Below are 23280 nucleotides of genomic sequence, written 5' to 3'. Positions count from 1 at the left end.
CTTCTGACTTTGTGCGTTTGCTACATAATTCCGCGGTTTACGCCATACCGACCAACTGCCTCGCCATTTGGTTATGCCGCTCAATCAGCGGCCCCATGTCGACTGTAGTCAGCGTGCCATTGCGCACAACCACCCGGCCATGCACGATGGTGTAATTCGCGCGCGGCGCCACGCACAGCAAAAGACTGGCCACAGGGTCGTGCACGGCGGCTCCGGCAAAGGCAATGTCACGCAAATCAAACAGCGCCAGATCGGCACATTGCCCGGCTTGCAGGCTGCCGATATCTTCCCGCCCCAGTACCTGGGCGCCGCCACGGGTCGCCAGATGCAGGGCATCGCGCGCCGTCATTTCGGCAGGACCTGCATCGCAGCCATAGCGGGTCTTCCCTCCTTCCTGCTGCGGGGGCTGCATCGCCCGCCCCACCCGGGCCAGCAACAGGGCCTGCCGCGCCTCGCCCAGCAGATTGGCGCCATCGTTGCTGGCACTGCCGTCGACACCCAGGCCCACCGGCACACCGGCATCGACCATGCGCCGCACCGGCGCAATACCGCTAGCCAGGCGCATGTTGCTGCACGGGCAGTGCGCCACGCCGGTGCGGCTGCGGGCAAACAGTGCGATGCCCGCTTCGTCCAGCCTGACACAGTGCGCGTGCCAGACATCCTCTCCCGTCCAGCCCAGCTCCTGTGCATACTCGGCCGGCGTGCAGCCAAAACGCGCCAGCGAATAGGCCACATCGTGGTCGTTTTCAGCCAGATGCGTGTGCAGCCGCACGCCCAGGCCACGGTAGCTGCGCGCCAGCGCTGCGGACTCACGCATCAACGTCTGGCTGACGCTGAAGGGCGAACACGGCGCCAGCGCGATCTGCAGCATTGCGCCATGGGAGGCATCGTGATAGGTCTCGATCAGCCGTTGGGAATCCGCCAGGATGGCGCTCTCCTGCTCCACCAGGCGATCGGGTGGCAGGCCGCCTTGGCTGCGGCCCACACTCATGCTGCCGCGTGTGGCGGTAAAGCGCATACCAATCTCCCGCGCGCCGGCAATGGCGTCATCCAGACGCACTCCGTTGGGGTAAAGATAAAGGTGATCGCTGCTGGTTGTGCAGCCGCTGAGCAACAACTCGGCCATCGCCACCTGGGTGCTGACATGCACCATCTCCGGCGTCAATCCGGCCCAGATGGGGTAAAGCCCCTGCAACCAGGTAAACAGCTCGGCATCCTGCACGCTGGGCACGGCACGCGTGAGGCTCTGGTACATGTGGTGATGGGTGTTGACCAGCCCTGGGACGACCAGGTGATGGCGTGCATCAATGACTTCGTCGGCGCTTTGCATGTTCGGCGGCAGCTCGGCCTGGGGCCCGACATAGCGAATCAGTCCCGCCTCAATAAAAATGGCCGCATCCTGCCATTCATGACCCGCATCGTCCTGGGTGGCAATGGTGTGCGCATGCTGAATAAGTAAGGTGGACATGGCTGTGAGTGAGTGAATGTGGAGGCACGTGTGACAGGGCGCGCGACGCAGTGCGCAATGCGTTGCCTGCCCCAGCCCACGCGGCCGCATGGCAAGCTGCGATCCGCACCAACGGCTCGGCAAGCGATTGCAGGATTTCCGCTGCCGCCCAAGCAAGTGGACCCCATATAGCCCAAGCAAGCATGGTGCCACACCGTGCCGACGCCCCAAAAAATATGTCCCCATTTATTCTCAACATAACTCTTGTCGACAAAAAATAGCATCCGACCCTTATTTATTTTCTTGCTTGTGGCGTTGTTGCGGCGTATTCTCGGCACCTGCGATCTGGACGGCCTCACGCCGTCCTCAGGCCTCACGATTGACTCAAAAATACAAGGAGTACGCCATGACCCAGGCGTCTGAACAGCAGGACCTGCACGCGCAGGGGCTGTATTCCCCCGTGCATGAACACGACGCCTGCGGCGTGGGCTTTGTGGCGCACATCAAGGGCGTCAAACGCCATGACATCGTACAGCAGGCGCTGCAGATCCTGATCAATATCGATCACCGCGGTGCGGTCGGCGCCGACCCGCTGATGGGCGACGGTGCCGGCATCCTGATCCAGATTCCCGACCAGCTCTACCGCGAGGAAATGGCCGCCCAGGGCGTGACGCTGCCGCCGGCCGGGGAATACGGGGTGGGCATGATCTTCCTGCCCAAGGAGCAAGCTTCGCGCCGCGCCTGCGAGCAGGAGATGGAGCGTGCCATCAAGGCCGAAGGCCAGGTGCTGCTGGGCTGGCGCGACGTGCCGGTCAACCGCGCGATGCCGATGTCGCCCGCCGTGCGTGAGAAGGAGCCGGTCATACGGCAGGTTTTCATCGGCCGCGGCAACGATGTGATCGTGCAGGATGCGCTGGAGCGCAAGCTGTATGTGATTCGCAAGACTGCCAGCGCCGCCATCCAGAACCTGCAGCTCAAATACAGCAAAGAGTATTACGTGCCCAGCATGAGCACGCGCACGGTGGTCTACAAGGGCCTGCTGCTGGCGCATCAGGTGGGCGAGTACTTCCACGATCTGGCCGATCCGCGCTGCATCTCCGCCATTGCGCTGGTGCACCAGCGTTTCTCGACCAACACTTTCCCAGAGTGGCCACTGGCCCACCCGTACCGCTATGTGGCGCACAACGGCGAGATCAACACCGTCAAGGGCAACTACAACTGGATGCGCGCGCGCGAGGGCGTGATGTCCTCGCCGGTGCTGGGCGAAGATCTCAAGAAGCTCTACCCCATCAGCTTCCCGCACCAGTCCGACACGGCCACCTTCGACAACTGTCTGGAACTACTGACCATGGCTGGCTACTCCATCAGCCAGGCGATGATGATGATGATCCCCGAACCATGGGAGCAGCACGAGAGCATGGACGAGCGCCGCCGCGCGTTCTACGAATACCACGCCGCGATGCTGGAGCCGTGGGACGGTCCCGCCTCAGTGGTCTTCACCGACGGGCGCCAGATCGGCGCCACGCTGGACCGCAACGGCCTGCGCCCGGCGCGTTACTGGGTGACGGAGGACGATCTGGTCATTCTCGGCTCCGAAGCCGGCGTGCTGCCCATTGCCGAGACCAAGATCGTGCGCAAGTGGCGCCTGCAGCCGGGCAAGATGCTGCTGATCGACCTTGAACAGGGCCGCATGATCGACGATGCGGAGCTCAAGGCCAACATCGTCAACACCAAGCCCTACAAGCAGTGGAACGAGAACCTGCGCGTCAAGCTCGACAGCGTCGATGCAGCGCCCGCTGGTGCCTCGCCTGCGGGCGAACACCCCATTCCACTGCTCAAGCGCCAGCAGCTGTTTGGCTTCACGCAGGAGGACATCAAGTTCCTGCTCGCGCCCATGGCCAGCAACGGCGAGGAAGCCATCGGCTCAATGGGCAACGACAGCCCGCTGGCCGTGCTCTCGGCGCGCCCCAAGCCGCTGTACAACTACTTCCGCCAGCTGTTCGCGCAGGTCACCAACCCGCCGATCGACCCGATCCGCGAAGCCATCGTGATGTCGCTGGTCTCCTTCATTGGGCCCAAGCCCAATCTGCTGGACATCAACCAGGTCAATCCGCCGATGCGGCTGGAGGTCACGCAGCCGATTCTGGATTTTGCCGGCATGGCCAAGCTGCGCGACATCGGCCAGCTGACCCACAACAAGTTCAAGAGCGCGGTGATCGACATCACCTATCCGCTCGAGTGGGGCAAGGAAGGCGTGGAGGCCAAGCTGGCCTCGCTGTGTGCGCGCGCGGTCGATGCGGTCAAGGATGGCGCCAACATCCTCATCGTCAGCGACCGCGACGTCGCACCCGATCGCATCGCCATCCCGGCACTGCTGGCGCTGTCGGCCATCCACCAGCATCTCATCCGCACCGGCCTGCGCACCTCCACCGGCCTGGTGGTCGAGACCGGCACCGCCCGCGAGGTGCACCACTTTGCCGTGCTGGCTGGCTACGGCGCCGAGGCCGTGCACCCCTACCTCGCGCTGGAGACGCTGCAGACCCTGCATCAGGACCTGCCTGGCGCGCTCAGCGCCGAGAAGGCCATTGCCAACTACATCAAGGCCATCGGCAAGGGCCTGTCCAAGATCATGTCCAAGATGGGCGTGTCCACCTACATGAGCTACTGCGGCGCGCAGCTGTTCGAGGCGGTCGGCATCAATTCTGCGACGGTGGACAAGTACTTCACCGGCACCCCCTCGCGCGTGGAGGGCATCGGCATCTTCCAGATCGCCGAGGAAGCCATCCGCATGCACCAGGCCGCCTTCAGCGATGCGCCGGTGCTGGCCAACATGCTCGATGCCGGTGGCGAGTACGCCTGGCGCGCACGGGGCGAGGAACACATGTGGTCGCCCGATGCCATTGCCAAGCTGCAGCACAGCACGCGTTCGGGCAGCTTCAACACCTACAAAGAGTACGCGCAGATCATCAACGATCAGAGCCGCCGCCTGATGACGCTGCGCGGCCTGTTCGAGTTCCGCTTCGACCCGGCCAAGGCCATACCCGTCGAGGAAGTCGAGCCCGCCAGCGAGATCGTCAAGCGCTTTGCCACTGGCGCGATGTCGCTGGGTTCGATCTCCACCGAGGCGCATGCCACGCTGGCCATTGCGATGAACCGCATCGGTGGCAAGAGCAATACTGGCGAAGGCGGTGAGGACGAGCGGCGCTACCGCAACGAGCTCAAGGGCATCCCCATCAAGGCGGGCGAGACGCTCAAGAGCGTCATCGGCGCGGAAAACGTCGAGGTCGACCTGCCCCTGCAGGAGGGCGACTCGCTGCGCTCGCGTATCAAGCAGGTGGCCTCCGGGCGCTTTGGCGTTACGGCCGAATACCTCAGCAGCGCCGATCAGATCCAGATCAAGATGGCGCAGGGTGCCAAGCCCGGCGAAGGCGGCCAGCTGCCTGGCGGCAAGGTCTCCGAATACATCGGCAAGTTGCGCCACTCGGTACCCGGCGTGGGGCTGATCTCTCCGCCGCCGCACCACGACATCTACTCCATCGAGGATCTGGCCCAGCTCATCCACGATCTCAAGAACGTTGCACCGCACGCGGACATCAGCACCAAGCTGGTTGCGGAGGTCGGCGTCGGCACCGTGGCGGCAGGCGTGACCAAGTGCAAGAGCGACCATCTGGTAATCGCTGGCCATGATGGCGGCACCGGCGCATCGCCCTGGTCGTCCATCAAGCACGCTGGTGGCCCATGGGAGATTGGCCTGGCCGAGACGCAGCAGACGCTGGTGCTCAACCGCCTGCGCGGGCGCATCCGCGTGCAGGCCGACGGTCAGATGAAGACTGGCCGCGACGTCGTCATCGGCGCACTGCTGGGCGCCGATGAATTCGGCTTTGCCACCGCACCGCTGGTGGTCGAGGGCTGCATCATGATGCGCAAGTGTCACCTCAACACCTGCCCGGTCGGTGTCGCAACGCAGGATCCCGTGCTGCGCAAGAAGTTCTCGGGCAAGCCCGAGCATGTGGTCAACTACTTCTTCTTCGTGGCCGAGGAAGTGCGCCAGATCATGGCACAGCTGGGCATCCGCACCTTCAACGAACTGATCGGCCGCAGCGATCTGCTCGATACCCGCAAGGGCGTGGAGCACTGGAAGGCCCAGGGGCTGGACTTCTCGCGGCTGTTCGCCCAGCCCCAGGTGCCTGCCGATGTGCCGCGCTACCACGTCGAGTCGCAGGACCACGGCCTCGACAAGGCGCTGGACAACAAGCTGATCGAACGCGCCCGCCCGGCGATCGAAAAGGGCGAGCGCATTCGCTTCATCGAAGTCGTGCGCAACGTCAACCGCTCCGTCGGCGCCATGCTCTCGGGCGTGGTCACGCGCGCCCATCCTGACGGCCTGCCCGACGACACCATCCACATCCAGCTCGAAGGCACTGGCGGACAGTCCTTTGGCGCCTTTCTCTGCCGCGGCATCACCCTGCACCTGATCGGCGAGGCCAACGACTACACCGGCAAGGGCCTCTCGGGCGGGCGCGTGGTGGTGCGCCCCAACCTCGAGTTCCGCGGCGACGCCACGCGCAACACCATCGTTGGCAACACCGTGCTGTTCGGCGCCACCAGTGGCGAGGCCTTCTTCAGCGGCGTGGCTGGTGAGCGCTTTGCCGTACGCCTGTCCGGCGCCACCGCCGTCGTCGAAGGTGTGGGTGACCATGGCTGCGAATACATGACAGGCGGCACTGTCGTCGTCCTGGGCAAGACCGGCCGCAATTTCGCTGCCGGCATGAGCGGCGGCATCGCCTACATCTACGACGAGGACGGCGATTTCGCCACGCGTTGCAACACGACCTCCGTCGCGCTGGAGCCCGTGCTGCCACACGAGCAGCATCTGACGCAGATCGACCGCGCCATCTGGCACCGCGACCAGACCGACGACCAGCAACTGCACGCACTGCTGGAAGCCCACAACCGCTGGACCGGCAGCCGCCGCGCCCGCGAGCTGCTGGACAACTGGCAGCAGGCCCGCAGCAAGTTCGTCAAGGTCTTCCCGAGCGAGTACAAGCGCGCGCTGGCGGAAATCTACGAGCGCCGCGTGCTGCGCGAGCAGGGAGCGCAAGTTGCCGCTGCCGCCAGCACTGACGCCAAACCCAGCCGCCGCAAGAGCAGCAAGGGCGAGGAAGCCGCTGCCAAATAACCCGCGCAAAACAATAAACGGCCTGGCTGGCGTGGCAACAGCTGCGTCAGTCGACTGGCCGACACGATGAAACAAGGATTCTCAAAATGGGAAAAACCACCGGCTTTCTGGAGTACCAGCGCATCGAGGAAGGCTACCTGCCCGTTCCGCAGCGGCTCAAGCACTACAAGGAATTCGTCATTGGCCTTGACGAGGAGCAGGCCCGCATCCAGGGCGCGCGCTGCATGGATTGCGGCACACCCTTTTGCAACAACGGCTGCCCGGTCAACAACATCATCCCGGACTTCAACGACCTGGTCTACCGCCACGACTGGCGCGCCGCCATTGAGGTCCTGCACAGCACCAACAACTTCCCCGAGTTCACCGGCCGCATCTGCCCTGCCCCGTGCGAGGCTGCGTGCGTGCTCAACATCAACAACGACCCGGTCGGCATCAAGAGCATCGAGCACGCCATCGTCGATCGCGCCTTCGAAGAAGGCTGGGTGCAGCCGCAACTGCCCAAGCATCGCACCGGCAAGACCGTCGCCATCGTTGGCGCCGGCCCGGCTGGCCTGGCCGCAGCCCAGCAGCTCGCACGCGCTGGCCATGATGTGACGCTGTTCGAGAAGAATGACCGTGTCGGTGGCCTGCTGCGCTATGGAATTCCCGACTTCAAGCTGGAGAAAAGCCATATCGACCGCCGCATGCAACAGCTCGAAGCCGAAGGCGTGAAGGTGCGCACTGGCGTGCTGGTCGCCGGCAAGGATGGGCTGGGCAAGGGCAGCAAGGTCACCAACTGGTCCAGGGACACCATCGATCCGCAGACCCTGCTCAAGGAGTTCGATGCGGTGCTGCTCAGCGGCGGCGCCGAGCAAAGCCGCGACCTGCCGGTGCCCGGACGGGAGCTCGACGGCGTGCACTTTGCCATGGAGTTTCTGCCCCAACAGAACAAGGCCAACGCCGGTGACAAGTTGGCGCAGCAGATCCGTGCCGATGGCAAGCACGTCATCGTCATCGGCGGCGGCGACACCGGCAGCGACTGCGTGGGCACCAGCAACCGCCATGGCGCCGCCAGCGTGACACAGTTCGAACTACTGCCCATGCCGCCGGAGCGGGAGAACAAGCCCCTGGTCTGGCCCTACTGGCCGAATAAACTGCGCACCAGCTCCAGCCACGAGGAAGGCTGCCAGCGCGAATTTGCCATCTCCACCAAGGAGTTCATCGGCGAAAACGGCAAGGTCACCGGCGTGAAGACCGTGCGTCTGGACTGGAAGGACGGCAAGCCCACCGAGATCGCTGGCAGCGAACAAATCTTCAAGGCCGATCTGGTGCTGCTGGCCATGGGCTTCGTCAGCCCGGTACAAAGCGTGCTGCAAGCCTTTGGCGTGGACACCGACCCGCGCGGCAACGTGCGCGCCAGCACCGATCTCGTCGGCGGCTACGCCACCAACGTCCCCAAGCTGTTTGCCGCTGGCGACATCCGGCGCGGCCAGTCACTAGTCGTCTGGGCCATCCGCGAAGGCCGCCAGGCGGCGCGTGCGGTGGACGAGTTTCTGATGGGGCATTCGGAGCTGCCGCGCTGAGCCATTTCCGTCCCACTTACCGAGCCGGCTCCTCGGTTAACGCCTGCATATGCATCAATCTGGCCGTCTTCACGCATCCCGGATGTAGCAGATGACGTATAAACCCCTTCCAGAATGGAAGAACACAGACTTGGTGTATGCGCATACTTCTGGTGGAAGACGAGACAGCCTTGGCACAGTCGCTGCTGAAGGCGCTGGCGCGGCACGCAGGCTTCGTGGTCGACTGGGCGGACAGCGGCCTGCTCGCGGATCGGCGCCTGGCCAGTGAGGAATTTGACGCCGTCATCCTCGACCTGGGCTTGCCGGACCTCAGCGGCCAGGCTTTGCTGAGCCGCATCCGCGCGCGCGACGACCGCACCCCCGTGCTGGTACTGACGGCCCGCGACTCCCTGGCCAACCGGGTCGACATGCTCAACCAGGGCGCCGATGACTTTCTGCCCAAGCCCTTCCAACTCGAAGAGCTGGAAGCGCGGCTGCATGCCCTGCTACGTCGCAGCCGTGGTCGCGAGTTCCAGCGTATGGCCTGCGGCGATTTGCACTACAACCTCAGCAGTCAGCGCTTTCACATTGGCAGTCAGCCCCTGGCCCTGACGCCGCGCGAACATGCGGTGCTGCGCGTGCTGATCCTCAAAAGTGGGGAGCCTGTCAGCAAATTGGCCATCCTCGACCGCATCGCTGCCGAGGATGCCGACATCAGCCTGGACGCCATTGAGGTCATCGTGCATCGGCTGCGCAAGAAACTGCAAAACAGTCAGGCACACATCATCACCATGCGTGGCCTGGGCTACTGCCTTGAAGCCGATGCGCAAGGGGTGCCTCCATGAAGTCAACAGCTGGCGTCAGTCTCAAGCGGCGCCTGCTGCTGTGGCTGCTGCCGGTGCTTGTCGGCGCCAGCGCCGTGGGAATCTGGAGCTCCAACCACCTGCTTTCTCTGCAGGCCCAGCAAGCCTATGACCGGGCATTGGCCGGTGTCGTCCAGGCGATTGACCTGAACATTTCCACAACCACCGGTGGCCTAGCACTGACACAGCCCTACCAACTGCTGGACATCTTCGAGCTGACTGCATCCGGCAACGTGTACTACAGCATCAGCACCGAAGACGGCCTTGCGCAGATTGGACATGCCGCCATGCCCATGCCTGCGACCATGCCGCCGCAGAACCAGGTGCACTTCTTCGACGCCCTGTACATGGGCAACGAGCCGGTGCGCGTGGCTATGTTGGTTCGTGCCATGGATCCGCCACTGCTGGCCCACGGCGAGAACCAGCGCATCATCGTGCAGGTCGCCGAAAGCCTGCAGGCGCGTGAGCGCTACACCCGCGAGCTGCTGTGGCAGGTCGCGCTGCAGGACGTGCTGGTGATGCTGATCGTGATCACAGTTGTGGTTGCCGGCATCGAGTTTTCCTTCATGCCTCTGAGCCGTCTGCTGCGCAACATGCAGCACCGCAACGACGATGATCTGAGCCCCATCGTCAGCGCCGGCCTGCCCACCGAAGTGACGCCGCTGGTCGCGAGCATCAATCGCCACATGGCACGATTTGCCAGCCACGCGCAGTTGCAGCGCCAGTTCCTGGATGATGCTTCCCATCAGTTGCGCACGCCCCTGGCGACCTTGCGCACCAATGTCGAGTACGCGCTGCGCGAGCGCGATGCCATGGAGATGCGCAGTGCCTTGCAGGCGATGCTTGGCGGCCTCGAGCGCGCCGAGCGGGTGACCAACCAGATGCTGGCCCTGGCCAAGGTACACGGGGCAAGCATCGGCGCACATGCGTTCTCCGAGCTGCAGGATTTCGACCTCGGAGCGTTGCTGGAGGAAAGCGTGCGCATGATGCTGCCAGCTGCGCGGGACAAGCGGCTAGACTACGGCATTGACCGGCCGACAGGCCAGGCCATGCCCATGCGCGGCATGCGGCTGCTGCTGCAGGAGGCCTTGCTCAACGTGCTGGACAACGCCATCAAGTACACCCCCGCCCATGGCAGCGTGCTGGCCTCCATCAGCCGGGAAGGCGCACGCCTGCGCGTGAGCGTGCAGGACAGCGGGCCAGGCATGAGCGAGGACGACATGCGGCAGGCCGGCACGCGGTTTCGGCGCGGGCGCGCCGGTCGCAACACCAGTGGCGCCGGCCTGGGCCTGGCCATCGTTGATGCAATCGTCAAAGCCCACCATGGAACCATGCGGCTGCACAACCTGGGCAGCGCGGCCTGCGGCGCAGACGCGGCCGCCACACCAGACAGCGGGCTGCGCGTGGATCTCGAGTTTGAACCCGCGCCGGCGCGGCCCCTGCCCACGCCGGACGCATCCAGTCTCACCCGCAGCGCCTGACTCGGGGTTTGCCCGCATTTTTCGCCTGAACCGGCAGACTGAAAGCAATCTGAAAGCTTGTGCAGGCTAAGGTCCCACACAGGTGGACAAGACATGCAGGCCCGCACCTGAGCCCACCACTACACGAAAAAGGAGACACAGCATGACAAGCACACCGTCACCCGCACGCACGCCACGGCGCCAGGCCCGACCGCTGCGCGCCATCGCCACCAGCCTGCTGGCGACCACCGCGTTGGCGTGGGCGGGCCTGCATTCGCCTGCCCAGGCAGAGCCGCGTCGCCCGGAATGCATTGCACCGGCACAGCCCGGCGGCGGCTTCGATCTGACCTGCCGCCTAACTCAGGCGGCGCTGCAGGCCAGCGGCGCCCTCAAGCGCCCTATGCGCATTGTCTACATGCCTGGAGGCGTTGGCGCTGTGGCCTACAACAACATCGTCGCCCAGCGCCCTGGCGAGGGGGGTTCGATCGTCGCATTCTCGGGCGGATCACTGCTGAACCTTGCGCAGGGCAAGTTCGGGCGCTACACGGAAGACGACGTGCGCTGGCTTGCCGCCATCGGCGCGGACTATGGCGTTGCCGTGGTCCGCGACGATTCCCCGTACCAGAGCCTCAATGACCTGATGGACGCGCTCAAGACCGATCCCAGCCAGGTTGTCTTCGGCGCTGGCGGCACGGTGGGCAGTCAGGACTGGATGAAAGCGGCATTGACCGCGCGCGCTGCCGGTGTGGACTTCAAGCGTATGCGCTTCGTGGCGTTTGAAGGTGGCGGCGAAGGCATTACCGCGCTGCGCGGCAACCATATCCAGGCCTACATGGGCGACGCGGCCGAGGCCACCACGATGCTCGAAGGCGGCGCGCCCATCCGCATTCTTGCCGTGTTCCACAGCGAACGCCTGCCGGGCCGGCTTGCCGACATTCCGACGGCCAAGGAACAAGGCTTCGACATCGACTGGCCCATCATCCGGGGCTTTTACCTTGGGCCGGAAGTCTCCGACGAGGACTACCAGTGGTGGCAGCAGGCATTCGAGACCACCGCCGCGCACGCGCAGTTTCCGGTGCTGCTTGAGCAGCAGGGGCTGTTCCCCTTCAACCTGACAGGCGAGGCACTGGATGCCTACGTCAAACAGCAGGTCAGAGACTATCGCGAACTGGCCAGCTCGTTCGGACTGATCAAGTAGTCGCGTCGCGTCCCAACCGCACCGGAGCTGCAGCCCCGCTTGGCAACGGCATTGCGGGCTGCGATCCGGTGCACCGTCACAAGGAGTGTTCATGAACGACCGGATTCTCGGCATCGGCGCGCTTGCGCTGGCCGCCGTCATGCTGGGCTATGGCTGGGGCTTGGAGGCGCCCTTTTCCTACGAGCCACTCGGGCCGCGCGCCTTTCCGCTGCTGATTGCCGCGGTGATGGCCATCTGCGGAGTGGTGCTCGTGGTCAAGGGCGGCGGCCAGGTACAGACCAACCCCTCGGGCGCCAACCTGCGCATCGCGGCGATGTTTCTTGTCATCGTCGGCTACGCCGTGTTTTTCGAATCGGCAGGCTTCATCGTCGCCACGGCGGTGATGACCATGCTGGTCGGGCGCCTGTTTGGCGGCGGCTGGCTGTGGCCGGCCATCGCCGGCGTGGTTGGCGCCAGCGCCTTTTTCTATCTGTTTGATCGTGTACTGGACGTGGTCCTGCCCGTCGGTGTGCTGGGAGGGTGGCTATGACTGAAGTCTTGGGCGCACTGGTGCAGGGATTTGGCATTGCCCTGACCCCGACCAACCTGCTGGTGGCAGTGATCGGCTCCTTTTTCGGCACCATCGTCGGCGTGCTGCCGGGCCTGGGGCCGATCAACGGCGTCGCCATGCTGATTCCGGTGGCCTTTGCCATGAATCTGCCGCCGGAGACGGCGCTGATCCTGCTGGCTGCCGTCTACGTCGGCGCCGAGTATGGCGGGCGCATCACCTCCATCCTCATCAACGTCCCGGGCGAGGCGGCTGCGGTCATGACTACCATGGATGGCTACCCGCTGGCGCGGCAGGGGCTGGCCAGCGTGGCGCTGTCCCTGTCGGCCTGGGCGTCCTTCGTGGGATCGCTGGTGGCGTTTTTCGGCATCGTCATCTTTGCCCCCATCCTGGCCAGATGGGCGCTGGCCTTCGGCCCTGCCGAGTACTTCGTGCTGATGGTGTTCGCATTCTGCTGCCTGACGGGCCTGCTGGGCAACCAGCCGGCCAAGGGCGTGCTGGCCGCGATGATCGGGCTGGGCATATCGACCGTGGGAGTGGACTCCAATTCGGGGGTGTATCGCTATACCTTCGGGTCGCCCCATCTCTCGGACGGCATCGACTTCGTGGTGGTGGTGATCGCGCTGTTTGCCATCAGCGAGATGCTGCAGATGCTCGAGCAGGCCATAGGCAGCATCTCCGCGCGCGTGCCCAAAAGCGGCCGCAAGCTGTTCAACTTCAGGGAATGGAAGTTCACGTTGCCCAGCGTCATCCGCTCGAGCCTGACCGGCTTTGGCCTGGGCGTGCTGCCCGGGGCGGGCGCCAGCGTCGCCTCGGCCATTGCCTATGCCAACGAAAAGCGCATCACCGAGCAAAAGGACCCGAATGCCAAGTTCGGTCGAGGTGACATGCGCGGCCTGGCTGCACCGGAGTCCGCCAACAACGCCGCGGCCACCGGCTCTTTCATCCCTATGCTGACGCTGGGCGTGCCCGGCTCGGGCACCACGGCGGTGATGATGGGCGCGCTCACGCTCTACAACATCACTCCCGGCCCGGTGCTGTTCGAGCAGCAGCCGCACCTGGTGTGGGGGCTGATCGCCTCACTGCTGGTGGCCAACGTGATCCTGCTCATCATGAATATTCCGATGGTGCGGGTGTTTGCCTCCATCCTCTCGGTGCCGCCATGGATTCTGGTGCCCGGCGTGATCTGCGTCAGCGTCATCGGCGTGTACTCCATCAATGCCTCGCGGTTTGACCTGCTGATGGTCGCCGGCATCGGGCTGATCGGCTACTTTCTGCGCAAGGCCAACATGCCCATGGCACCACTGATCCTGGGCGTGGTGCTGGGCAATCTGATGGAGCAAAGCCTGCGTCGCGCGCTGGCCATCAGCGATGGCGATGTCGGAATCCTGTTTTCCAGCGGCGTCAGCATTGCCTTCTGGGTGCTGTCAGTGCTGGTGATCTGCGTGCCATGGCTGCTGCGTCAGTTCCGTGGCGCGCGCGAACGCGCCCCCGCACACTGACGCGCCGCTGCTGCTGCAGGCACCCTGCCGTGCCGGATGCCGACACAGCGCCAGGCGTGGCTCACGCCTGCGGCGTGAAATCCAGCGTCTGGCCAGCCTGCTCGCTGGCAAAGCGGCTGAGCAGTTCAAAAAACTCCCCCGCACCCTTGGTGTCCTGCCACTGCCCATCCACATACTTGAAGTGAAAGCCGCCGGCGCGCGCCGCCAGCCAAATCTCGTGCAGCGGCGGTTGCTGGTTGACGACGATCTGCGAGCCGTTGGGAAAAGTGATGGTCACCATGCCGCCAACGCGCTGTGCATCCAGGTCCACATCGGTGGTTTCGATGAGGCGGTCCACCGCCTGCTCCACCTGCAGCAATACGGTGTCGGCAAGGTCGTCGTACTCGAGGTCTGTCATTACAATCTGCGCCATGCTTGAAGTCGCTCGAATTGTAAGACGCATGGCCTTTTCCCTGCTGGCGGCAGGCTGCGCCCTGGCCGGGCTGACGGCCTGCGGCCAGAGCGGCCCGCTGTACCTGCCGGATGGCCCCACCGCCCAGCACCCGCCCGTTACCACCACGGTTGACGTGCCGCCTGCGCCCTGAACGGCCTTTCGCTCACCCTCGGCTGGCACCGATAGTAAGCTGCCCTCTGCGGTCCCGCAAGGCAGGCACCAGCCAGCCTTTTTCGCCCCCTTTCATCCCTGCCCGCTCCATGACCAACCTGCCCGGCGCTCCCTTTTTCCACTACCACGCGGGCGAACTGCACGCGGAAGACGTGCCGCTGCGAGCACTGGCAGAGGCCCATGGCACACCGCTATTCGTGTACTCGCAGGCGGCCTTGCAGGCCGCGCTGGATGCCTATCTGGCAGGCTTTGCCGGCCGCAACGTGGCCGTGCACTATGCGATGAAGGCCAACTCCAACCTGAGCATCCTGCGCTTTTTCGCCGAGCGCGGTTGCGGCTTCGATATCGTCTCCGGCGGTGAGCTGGCGCGCGTGCTGGCCGCCGGTGGCGATGCGGCCAAGGTTGTGTTCTCGGGCGTGGGCAAGACCCGCGCGGAGATGCGCTTTGCGCTGGAACAGGGCATTGCCTGCTTCAACGTCGAGAGCGAAGCCGAGCTGGAGGTGCTCAACAGCGTGGCTGCAGAGCTTGGCTTGGTGGCGCCCGTCAGCCTACGCGTGAATCCGGATGTCGATCCGCAAACGCACCCCTACATTTCCACCGGCCTGAAGAACAACAAGTTCGGTATCGCGCATGATCGTGCGCTTGGCGTGTTCAAGCACGCGGCGACACTGCCAGCCATTGCCATCAAGGGCATCGACTGCCACATCGGCTCCCAGATCACCACCGAAGCCCCGTATCTTGATGCGCTGGATCGCCTGCTGGACCTGGTCGAGGCGGTCGAAGCCGAAGGCATTGCCATCGGCCACATCGATTGTGGCGGCGGGCTGGGCATTCAGTACCGCGACGAGCAGCCCCCGCAGGCCGGGGCGCTGTGGCAAAAGCTCTTTGCCCGTGCCGACGCGCGCGGTTTCGGGCAGCGCCAGTTCCTGATTGAGCCTGGCCGCTCACTCGTGGGCAATGCGGGCGCGTGCGTGACCGAGGTCCTTTATCTAAAGCCTGGCGAGGACAAGCATTTCTGCATCGTCGATGCAGCCATGAACGACCTACCCCGCCCCGCCATGTATGAGGCATACCACACCATCGCACCAGTATGCAAAGCCTCTGCGCCATTGCCACCTGACGCTCCCCTCTACGATGTCGTCGGGCCGGTGTGCGAAAGCGGCGACTGGCTGGGCCGCGACCGCGCCCTGCAGGTTGCCCAAGGCGATTTGCTGGCGGTCTTCTCGGCGGGGGCCTATTCCATGAGCATGGCCAGCAACTACAACACTCGCCCACGGGCGGCCGAGGTGCTGGTGCACGGCAGCACGTGCCACATCATCCGCCGGCGGGAAACCCTGGAGGATTTACTGGCCGCTGAAACGATGAAGGCGTGACCGCGGCGCTGATCTGCCGCGGAAGGTGCCCGAGACCGTAACGACCCGTGGCTTTGCCGGCACAACGCAGCGCGCCGCTCATGCCACCTTGTCCACCCACTGCACAAAGGCATCCATCCACTTCTGCAGGAAGGCGCGCGAGGCCTCGCCAATCTGGCCGTCGCCCGTAATCAGGCCGTCTTTGAACTGGATGTAGGCATCAGGCTGCGGCATCACCTTGACTCCCTGCGCCGAGAGGATCGTGCGCAGGTGCTGCTGCGCCAGCGCCGTGCCTACGCCACCCGGCGAAGTGCCAATGATGGCGCCGGCACGCCCGAACCACGAACTTTGCCCGGAGGGGCGCGAGGCGTGGTCTATAACGTTCTTGAGCGAGGCGGGGATGGAGCGGTTGTATTCGGGCGTGACGAACATGACGCCGTCGGCGGCCTCGATCTGCGCTTTCAGCCGCTTGGCAGCAGGCGGCTGGTTTGCATCGTCATCGCGGTTATAGACGGGTAGATCACCCAGCTCGGCAAACTCGAACGCCATCGATGCCGGCGCCAGGGCCACCAACCCATTGGCGAGCTTGCGATTGATGGAATCCTTGCTGAGACTGCCGACGATGACGAGAATCTTCTTGGCCATGATGCGTTTCCTTTACGCTGTAGGGTTGAATACCTATTCTGGGCCGAAACCGACGCGCAGCGCTGCGCCGTTTGCACCAGCTCCTCTATTTCACCACGTTCCATGATCGATCCGAATCTCCCCCCACCACCCGCCGCGCCGATCTCAGGCGATGGCCTGGCTGCGAACACCCGACTGCTGCACCACCCCTACACACCGCCACCCGGTTTTGCCGGTACCACCGTGCCCATGCACAAGGCCTCGACCATCTTCTTCCCGAACATGGCGGCCGTGCGCAACCGCGACTGGGCCTTCAAATCCACCTATACCTACGGCTTGGCCGGCACGCCAACCAGCTATGTACTGGAGGAGCGGCTAGCAACACTGGATGGCGCGCGCTACTGCCTGCTCGCGCCCAGTGGCCTGGCGGCCATCACGCTGGTCAATCTGGCCTTGCTCAAAGGCGGCGATCACGTCCTGCTGCCCGACAACGTTTACCAGCCCAGCCGTGACTTCGTGCGCCATGCGCTGCGTGACTTCGGCGTCACCTGCGACACCTACGACCCGCTCAACGCCGAGGATCTGGCCGCGCGCATCACGCCACAGACAAAACTCGTGTGGTTGGAAGCCGCAGGCTCGGTGACGATGGAGTTTCCCGACTTGGCCGGACTGCTGCAGGTGTGCAACGCGCGCGGCGTACGCACCGCGCTGGACAACACCTGGGGCGCCAGCCTGGCCTTCCGGCCGTTTGCGCTGCACACGCCCGATGGCGCACCACTGAAGCTCGATGTCTGCATCCACGCGCTCACCAAATACCCCAGCGGCGGCGGCGATGTACTGATGGGCAGCATCACGACCTGCGATGCCGAACTGCTCAAGGCCATCAAACTGCGCCATCTGCAACTCGGCCTGAGCGTGGGCATGAACGATGTGGAAGCCATCCTGCGCAGCCTGCCCAACATGGCGCTGCGCTACGCCGCACAGGACCAAGCCGCGCGCAATTTGGCGCAGTTTGTCGCCACACAAGAGGCCGTGACCCAGGTGCTGCACCCTGCCCTGCCCAATGCCCCCGGACACGCCCACTGGCAGGCAGTCTGCGGCGCAGCCAACGACGACGCAGGCGCCGCTGCAGGCATCTTCTCGTTCGTCGCTGCCGACTGGAATGCGCAGCAGGTGGATGCATTCTGCGAGTCCCTGCAGCTGTTTCGCATCGGCTACAGCTGGGGCGGGCCAATCAGCCTGGTCATGGCTTATGACATGGAGGGCAGTCCCGCGCGCCACCGCCTGGCCAGCCGCCATGTGATCCGGCTGTGCATCGGCCTGGAGGACGTGGCGGACCTGCAGGCCGACCTCGCCCAGGCCTTCGCACAGGTGGCCCGGCACACGCCCTAAGCCCCCATGCGCCGCACTGCAACACGCGCTTGTACCGTCCCGGAGGACATCACCGTCTTCGAGCGGGGCTGGCTGTCGGCCAACTGCGTGCTGCTGACGGGCCCGCACGGCGCCACGCTGGTGGATACGGGCTATGCCAGCGACGCCAACGCAACGCAGGCATGGCTGACGCGCGCATTGCAGGCACAGGGGCACACGCTGCGCCGCATTCTCAACACGCATTTGCACAGCGACCATTGCGGCGGCAACGCCCTGCTGCAGGCGCACATGGCCGACCTCGAAACCCTGGTGCCCGCAGACAATTACACCGCCGCCCGCGCCTGGGACGAAGAGGCCCTGAGTTTCCGCCGCACCGGCCAGCACTGTCCGCGTTTCGTAGCGGATGGGGCGCTGCAGGCAGGCGATAGGCTGACGCTCGGCAGCGGCTCGTGGCAAGTGCTGGCCGCGCCCGGGCACGACAATGCCATGCTGATGCTGTTCGAGCCGACGCGGCGCATCCTGATCTCCGCCGATGCGCTCTGGCCCAACGGCATCGGCGTCATCTTCCCGGAGATCGAAGGTGTTGCCGGCTTCGCGCCCATGGCGCAGACTCTTTCGCTGATTGAGCAGTTGCAGCCGCGCCTGGTCATTCCCGGTCACGGCAGCCCGTTCACCGATGTGCCGGCCGCGCTGGCGGCCGCCCGCCGACGGCTGGAGCACTTTGCGCGTCATCCGCAGCGCCACGCCCACTTTGCCGCCAAGGTGCTGGTCAAGTTCCGGCTGATCGAATGGCGGCGCATTCAGCGCAGTGCACTGCATGACTGGGCGCAGCAAATTCCCTATCTGCGGCGCCTGCACGTACTGGAGGCTGCCGATGCCGCTGGCCCGTTTCACACGTGGCTTGACGGCATCATCGACGCCCTGGTCCGCGCCGGCGCCGCCACCACGGATTCCGACGGTTGGGTGCTGGATCAGTAGACGCCTGTTCAGGACACCCGCTCAAGGCAACTGCGCAACACGCTGACGATCAGCGATCTGCAGGTGCAAGCATCCACACTTTATACTCATTTTGAGAATAAAATCCGCACCTGTTTGTCAGCAGCCCTCGGAGACCGTCATGGCCCTGCACGCCTTTCTGCAATCGCGCAATATCGAGTTTTCGCTCAAACGCTACGGCATTGATGCGCTGAACTTCATGACACTGGGGCTGTTCGGCTCGCTGGTGATCGGGCTGATCCTCAAGACCGTCGGCGGCTGGACCGGTCTGGAATCCCTGGTCGAGGCCGGCACCATGGCCCAGCAGAGCATGGGCGCGGCCATTGGTGTGGCCGTCGCCTATGGACTTCAGGCACCGCCGATCGTGATCTTTGCCAGTGCCGCCATTGGCGCGCTGGGCGCCAAGATGGGCGGGCCCGTGGGCTGCTTCGTGGCGGTGGCCGTCGCCAGCGAAATGAGCAAACTGGTTTCGAAGACGACACCGCTGGACATCATCGTCACACCCGCCACCGCCTTGATCAGCGGGTTTCTGGTGGCGCACTGGATCTCGCCGTTCATCGGCAATGTGCTGGAAGTCACCGGCAACACCATCCAGTGGGCGATGACGCTGCAACCGCTGCTGATGAGCGTTTTCCTAGCGGTCGTCATGGGCATGATTCTGACTGGCCCCACCTCCAGCGCGGCGCTGGCGATCTCGCTCAACCTGGGCGGCCTGGCGGGCGGCGCCGCCACCGTCGGCTGCGCCTGCCAGATGGTGGGCTTTGCGACGATGAGCTACCGTGAAAACGGCATCTCGGGCCTACTCAGCCAGGGCCTTGGCACCAGCATGCTGCAACTGCCCAACATCGTGCGCAACCCACGCATCTGGATTCCGCCCACGCTGGCTGCTGCCATTCTCGGGCCGATTGCCACCCTGGGCTTTGGCATGCAGAACGTGCCCACGGGATCGGGCATGGGCACCAGCGGCTTTGTCGGGCAGGTAGGCACCCTGGCTGCCATGGGGGAAGGTGCCGATGTCTGGATGAAGATCGGCCTGCTGCATTTCCTGCTGCCAGCTGTTCTGACCCTGGCCTTCGCCACCGTGCTGCGCCGCCTGGGCTGGATCAAACCGGGCGATCTGGTCATCAACGCGCGGATCTGACAACCTTTTTTAGCGAGCGCTGCGCGTCAACGCCAGCAGCATCCCGAAAATAACCAGCACCCCGCCGAAGATGCGGTCTATCCAGTGCCGCATCGCCAGCAGGCGATCGCGCACGGCTGCTGCCGAGAAGCCCAGCGCCACCAGGCTGAACCAGGCGACGTGGGCCACGGCGATGAAGGCGCCGTAGCCGATCTGCACGCCCAGCGGCGTGGTGGGGTGCACCACCTGCACAAACAGGCTGACGATGAACACGGTTGTCTTGGGATTCAAGGCATTGATCAGGAATCCAGTGCGCAACGCCGCCACGTCGGACAGTGCAGTCGCCGCCCCGTCCGGCGCTTCGACAGCGGAGCCGGTGCGCAGCATCGTCACACCAAGGAACACCAAATAGGCCGCGCCGACCAGCTTGATGGCGCTGAACAGCCAGAGCGACTGCTGGATGAGCAACCCCACACCCACCAGCGTATAGGTGACGTGAACGAGCACGCCCAGGCCAATGCCCAGTGCCGTGAGCACCCCTGCGCGGCGCGACAGCATCAGGCTGTTGCGTATGACCCATCAGCCGCGCGGTTCGCCTGCTGGAGGACGAGCTGGGCGTCGCGCTGTTCGAGCGCCGCAGTCGGCGGGTGTATCTGACCGACGCAGGCCAGAGACTGGCCCTTGCCGTGCACAGCGGCCTCGAAGGCATGCGGCAGGCTGTGGTGCAACTGCGCGCCGATGCCGGCCGGCAGCGGCACTGGACCCTTTCGTGCGAACCCACGCTGCTGATGCGCTGGCTAATTCCTCGCTGGAACGATTTTCAGGCCCGCATGCAGGACGCCGACGTGCATCTGGTTGCCGGTGGCGGCCCTTTCTCCTTTGCCAGTGGCATTGACCTCGCTATTCGCCGAGACGACTTTCCGTGGCCAGAAGGCTGTCATGCCGAGCCGTTGTTTGCCGAGCGGGTCGGTCCCGTCTGCCGCCCGGACAAGGTAGACGAATGGTTCATCCACACAAAAGCGGGCCTCGGGTTGAAGCCCCACGCCCTGCGCCTGGACACGCAATCACGCCCCAACGCGTGGCAGGAATGGGCCGCTGCGGCGAATCACCCGGTGCATGGCACGTCCACGCACACCTTTGAACACTTTTACTTCAGCCTGCAGGCCGCCGTCGCGGGTCTGGGCGTGGCCATCGGCCCCTGGCACCTAGTGCGCGACGATCTGGACAAAGGCACCCTCGTCGCCCCGCTTGGTTTCGTCGAGGACGGCTCGCACTACTGCCTGGCGGCACCAAAGCCACCGCAGCCTGGCAGCATGCCCGCGCAGTTGCTGGCGTGGCTGCGCGCCAAGGCCTAGCGACAGAGAACCACTGGGCGCCACCAAGGCTGGTCAAGACATATTGGCTGCGTGCACCGGTGCCAGGTGCGCGCACGGCCCGCAACCCGGTTACTGGATCAGCGGCACACCCGTAACCTGCTGGATGGCCTCGAACGTCACGCCATCGGCCAGTTCCACCAGCTTCAGGCCCTCGGGCGTGACGTCCATGACGCCCATGTCGGTAATGATGCGGTCGACCACGCCCACACCGGTCAGCGGCAGCGTGCATTCGGGCAGGATCTTGAGATCGACCGTGCCGTCCTTCTTCTTGGCGGTGTGCTCCATCAGCACAATTACGCGCTTGACCCCGGCCACCAGGTCCATGGCGCCGCCCATTCCCTTGACCATCTTGCCGGGGATCATCCAGTTGGCCAGATCGCCCTTGTCGGTCACCTGCATGGCGCCGAGGATGGACAGATTGATCTTGCCGCCGCGGATCATCGCAAAGCTTTCGTCGCTGCTGAAGATGGAGGAGCCCGGCAGCGTCGTCACGGTCTGCTTGCCGGCGTTGATCAGGTCGGCATCGACCTGGTCCTCTGTCGGGAAGGGGCCAATGCCCAGCATGCCGTTTTCACTTTGCAACCACACTTCGATATCGTCCGGCACATGATTGGCGACCAGCGTGGGGATGCCGATGCCGAGGTTGACGTAAAAGCCGTCCTGCAGTTCCTTGGCAGCGCGCGCTGCCATTTGGTCTTTGCTCCATGCCATGGTGTCAGCCTCCTGCCTTTTCGGTGATGGTGCGTTTCTCGATGCGCTTTTCCGGATTGGGGTTGTGCACGATACGGTGCACGTAAATGCCGGGAAGATGGACATCGTCCGGCGCCAGCTCCCCCACCTCGACGACTCTTTCCACTTCAACGATGGTGATCCGGCCCGCCTTGGCCACCGGCGGATTGAAATTGCGCGCGGTGTAGCGAAAGCGCAGGTTGCCGGCCTTGTCGGCGATGTGCGCCTTGACCAGCGATACATCAGGCACCAGCGCATGTTCGAGCACATAGGTTTGTCCGTCGAACTCGCGTGTTTCCTTGCCTTCTGCCACCAGCGTGCCAACCCCCGTCTTGGTGTAGAAGGCAGGAATGCCCGCTCCGCCGGCGCGCAGCTTTTCCGCCAAGGTTCCCTGCGGGGTGAACTCCAGCTCCAGCTCACCGGCCAGATACTGGCGCTCAAACTCCTTGTTCTCGCCCACGTAGGAGGAGATCATCTTGCGGATCTGCCGCGTCTCCAACAGCTTGCCAAGGCCGAAGCCGTCCACACCAGCGTTGTTGGAGATGACCGTCAAGTCCTTGACGCCGCTGTCACGCAGCGCGTCAATCAGGGCTTCGGGAATACCGCAAAGGCCAAAGCCGCCGACGGCCAGCGTCTGGCCATCCGCAACCACACCCTGAAGGGCATCTGCGGCGCAAGGGTAGAGTTTGTTCAAGGCTGCTCTCCTGACAGAAAAAATGGTGACAGCACACGCAGCTGCCAGCACGCACGATACTACGTAACACCATACGTAGTTTTGCCTAAAGAAAACCCCTATGTTCCTGTCCGACCTGACGGCCTATCAGCAGGCTTTCGAGATGGCCCCCGTGGGGCTGGTCATTTCCCGCGAACGCCGCATCATCGCCTGCAATCAGCAGGTCTGCGAGATTTTTCTCACCACCCCAGAAAGCCTCACTGGAGCATCCTTTCAGGTGCTCTATCCCAGCGCCGAAGAATTCGAGCGTCTGGGCCAGCGCATCGCCCCGATTCTCAACGCCAAGGGCCTGTATTCAGACAGCCGCATCATGAAACGCGCCAACGGCCAGTACTTCTGGTGCCATGTCAGCGGCCGGGCACTGGATCGCACCCAACCACACGCCGCTGGCATCTGGAGCTTCGAAGACATCAGCGCCGAGCGCCCTGTGGCTGAGCATTCGCTGACCGGGCGCGAACGCGAGGTTGCTGCCCATCTGCTGGAAGGCAAGACGTCGAAGATGATCGGCAAGGAACTGGGCATCAGCCACCGTACTGTGGAGCTGTACCGTGCCAAGCTCATGCGCAAGTTCGGAGCCAGCTCCACGGCTGAGCTGATCCAGCGCATGCTGCGCGCCTGACATACGCTGTGGGCGAGGC

The 23280-nt window shown here is 64.3% G+C and carries 19 protein-coding genes and 1 pseudogene; 14 read left to right on the top strand and 6 right to left on the bottom strand.

Features of this window, described 5'->3' with window-relative positions:
* Positions 1 to 37: 37 nt before the first annotated feature.
* Positions 38 to 1468, bottom strand: a complete 1431-nt coding sequence (locus AAV94_RS07195) for an 8-oxoguanine deaminase (RefSeq protein WP_046741653.1) — start codon at positions 1466 to 1468, stop codon at positions 38 to 40.
* Between the two features lie 385 nt (positions 1469 to 1853).
* Between AAV94_RS07195 and AAV94_RS07190 the strand changes: the two genes are divergently transcribed.
* From AAV94_RS07190 to AAV94_RS07160, 7 genes are all read left to right on the top strand, one after another.
* The gene (locus tag AAV94_RS07190) at positions 1854 to 6626 is read left to right on the top strand and encodes a glutamate synthase-related protein (protein ID WP_046741652.1); all 4773 of its coding nucleotides are present in this window, start codon (positions 1854 to 1856) and stop codon (positions 6624 to 6626) included.
* Between the two features lie 86 nt (positions 6627 to 6712).
* Complete coding sequence (locus tag AAV94_RS07185) at positions 6713 to 8188, top strand: glutamate synthase subunit beta (protein WP_046741651.1); 1476 nt, start codon at positions 6713 to 6715, stop codon at positions 8186 to 8188.
* A gap of 137 nt (positions 8189 to 8325) precedes the next feature.
* Positions 8326 to 9012, top strand: a complete 687-nt coding sequence (locus AAV94_RS07180; RefSeq protein WP_046741650.1) for a response regulator — start codon at positions 8326 to 8328, stop codon at positions 9010 to 9012.
* Positions 9009 to 10511 (top strand): sensor histidine kinase, encoded by a 1503-nt coding sequence (locus AAV94_RS07175; RefSeq protein WP_052754955.1) that lies wholly within the window; start codon positions 9009 to 9011, stop codon positions 10509 to 10511. Before AAV94_RS07180 ends, AAV94_RS07175 begins: the two co-directional genes overlap by 4 nt.
* Positions 10512 to 10653: 142 nt before the next feature.
* On the top strand, positions 10654 to 11688 hold the full coding sequence (locus tag AAV94_RS07170; protein WP_084824804.1) for a Bug family tripartite tricarboxylate transporter substrate binding protein: 1035 nt from the start codon (positions 10654 to 10656) through the stop codon (positions 11686 to 11688).
* Positions 11689 to 11779: 91 nt separating this feature from the next.
* Positions 11780 to 12217 (top strand): tripartite tricarboxylate transporter TctB family protein, encoded by a 438-nt coding sequence (locus AAV94_RS07165; protein ID WP_046741774.1) that lies wholly within the window; start codon positions 11780 to 11782, stop codon positions 12215 to 12217.
* Positions 12214 to 13737 (top strand): tripartite tricarboxylate transporter permease, encoded by a 1524-nt coding sequence (locus AAV94_RS07160; RefSeq protein WP_046741649.1) that lies wholly within the window; start codon positions 12214 to 12216, stop codon positions 13735 to 13737. Before AAV94_RS07165 ends, AAV94_RS07160 begins: the two co-directional genes overlap by 4 nt.
* 61 nt (positions 13738 to 13798) lie before the next feature.
* Here the strand turns inward: AAV94_RS07160 and cyaY are convergent, their stop codons facing one another.
* Positions 13799 to 14134, bottom strand: coding sequence for an iron donor protein CyaY (gene cyaY, locus AAV94_RS07155; RefSeq protein ID WP_046741773.1), 336 nt, complete (start codon positions 14132 to 14134; stop codon positions 13799 to 13801).
* 43 nt (positions 14135 to 14177) lie between these two features.
* Between cyaY and lptM the strand changes: the two genes are divergently transcribed.
* Both lptM and lysA read left to right on the top strand, forming a co-directional pair.
* Positions 14178 to 14321: an LPS translocon maturation chaperone LptM gene (lptM, locus tag AAV94_RS14845; protein ID WP_156454368.1), complete on the top strand. Its 144-nt coding sequence runs from the start codon at positions 14178 to 14180 to the stop codon at positions 14319 to 14321.
* A gap of 109 nt (positions 14322 to 14430) precedes the next feature.
* A complete protein-coding gene (gene lysA / locus AAV94_RS07150) occupies positions 14431 to 15714 on the top strand; it encodes a diaminopimelate decarboxylase (protein ID WP_046741648.1) in 1284 nt (427 codons plus the stop codon).
* Between the two features lie 78 nt (positions 15715 to 15792).
* Here lysA and AAV94_RS07145 read toward each other — a convergent pair whose 3' ends face one another.
* Entirely contained in the window at positions 15793 to 16338 is a 546-nt protein-coding gene (locus AAV94_RS07145) for an NADPH-dependent FMN reductase (RefSeq protein ID WP_046741647.1), read from the bottom strand.
* Positions 16339 to 16440: 102 nt separating this feature from the next.
* Here AAV94_RS07145 and AAV94_RS07140 point away from each other — a divergent pair, with 102 nt between their 5' ends.
* From AAV94_RS07140 to AAV94_RS07130, 3 genes are all read left to right on the top strand, one after another.
* Positions 16441 to 17709, top strand: a complete 1269-nt coding sequence (locus tag AAV94_RS07140) for a PLP-dependent transferase (protein WP_084824803.1) — start codon at positions 16441 to 16443, stop codon at positions 17707 to 17709.
* Positions 17710 to 17715: 6 nt separating this feature from the next.
* Positions 17716 to 18666 (top strand): MBL fold metallo-hydrolase, encoded by a 951-nt coding sequence (locus AAV94_RS07135; protein WP_046741646.1) that lies wholly within the window; start codon positions 17716 to 17718, stop codon positions 18664 to 18666.
* Positions 18667 to 18805: 139 nt separating this feature from the next.
* Complete coding sequence (locus AAV94_RS07130) at positions 18806 to 19825, top strand: PTS transporter subunit IIC (protein WP_046741645.1); 1020 nt, start codon at positions 18806 to 18808, stop codon at positions 19823 to 19825.
* Positions 19826 to 19834: 9 nt separating this feature from the next.
* Here AAV94_RS07130 and AAV94_RS07125 read toward each other — a convergent pair whose 3' ends face one another.
* Positions 19835 to 20362 (bottom strand): LysE family transporter, encoded by a 528-nt coding sequence (locus AAV94_RS07125; RefSeq protein ID WP_046741644.1) that lies wholly within the window; start codon positions 20360 to 20362, stop codon positions 19835 to 19837.
* 20 nt (positions 20363 to 20382) lie between these two features.
* Here AAV94_RS07125 and AAV94_RS07120 point away from each other — a divergent pair.
* Positions 20383 to 21159 (top strand): annotated as a pseudogene (locus tag AAV94_RS07120) (LysR family transcriptional regulator); the annotation flags it as partial.
* A gap of 90 nt (positions 21160 to 21249) precedes the next feature.
* Here AAV94_RS07120 and AAV94_RS07115 read toward each other — a convergent pair.
* The gene (locus AAV94_RS07115; protein WP_046741643.1) at positions 21250 to 21891 is read right to left on the bottom strand and encodes a CoA transferase subunit B; all 642 of its coding nucleotides are present in this window, start codon (positions 21889 to 21891) and stop codon (positions 21250 to 21252) included.
* A 4-nt stretch (positions 21892 to 21895) separates the two neighbouring features.
* Entirely contained in the window at positions 21896 to 22603 is a 708-nt protein-coding gene (locus AAV94_RS07110; RefSeq protein ID WP_046741642.1) for a CoA transferase subunit A, read from the bottom strand.
* Positions 22604 to 22703: 100 nt separating this feature from the next.
* Here AAV94_RS07110 and AAV94_RS07105 point away from each other — a divergent pair, with 100 nt between their 5' ends.
* A complete protein-coding gene (locus tag AAV94_RS07105; protein ID WP_046741641.1) occupies positions 22704 to 23261 on the top strand; it encodes a LuxR C-terminal-related transcriptional regulator in 558 nt (185 codons plus the stop codon).
* Positions 23262 to 23280 lie beyond the last annotated feature (19 nt).

The sequence above is a fragment of the Lampropedia cohaerens genome (assembly GCF_001005215.1).
Classification (GTDB): domain Bacteria; phylum Pseudomonadota; class Gammaproteobacteria; order Burkholderiales; family Burkholderiaceae_C; genus Lampropedia; species Lampropedia cohaerens.
Note: the sequence above shows the minus strand (reverse complement) of the source record. Positions and strands in the feature narration are given on the sequence as shown.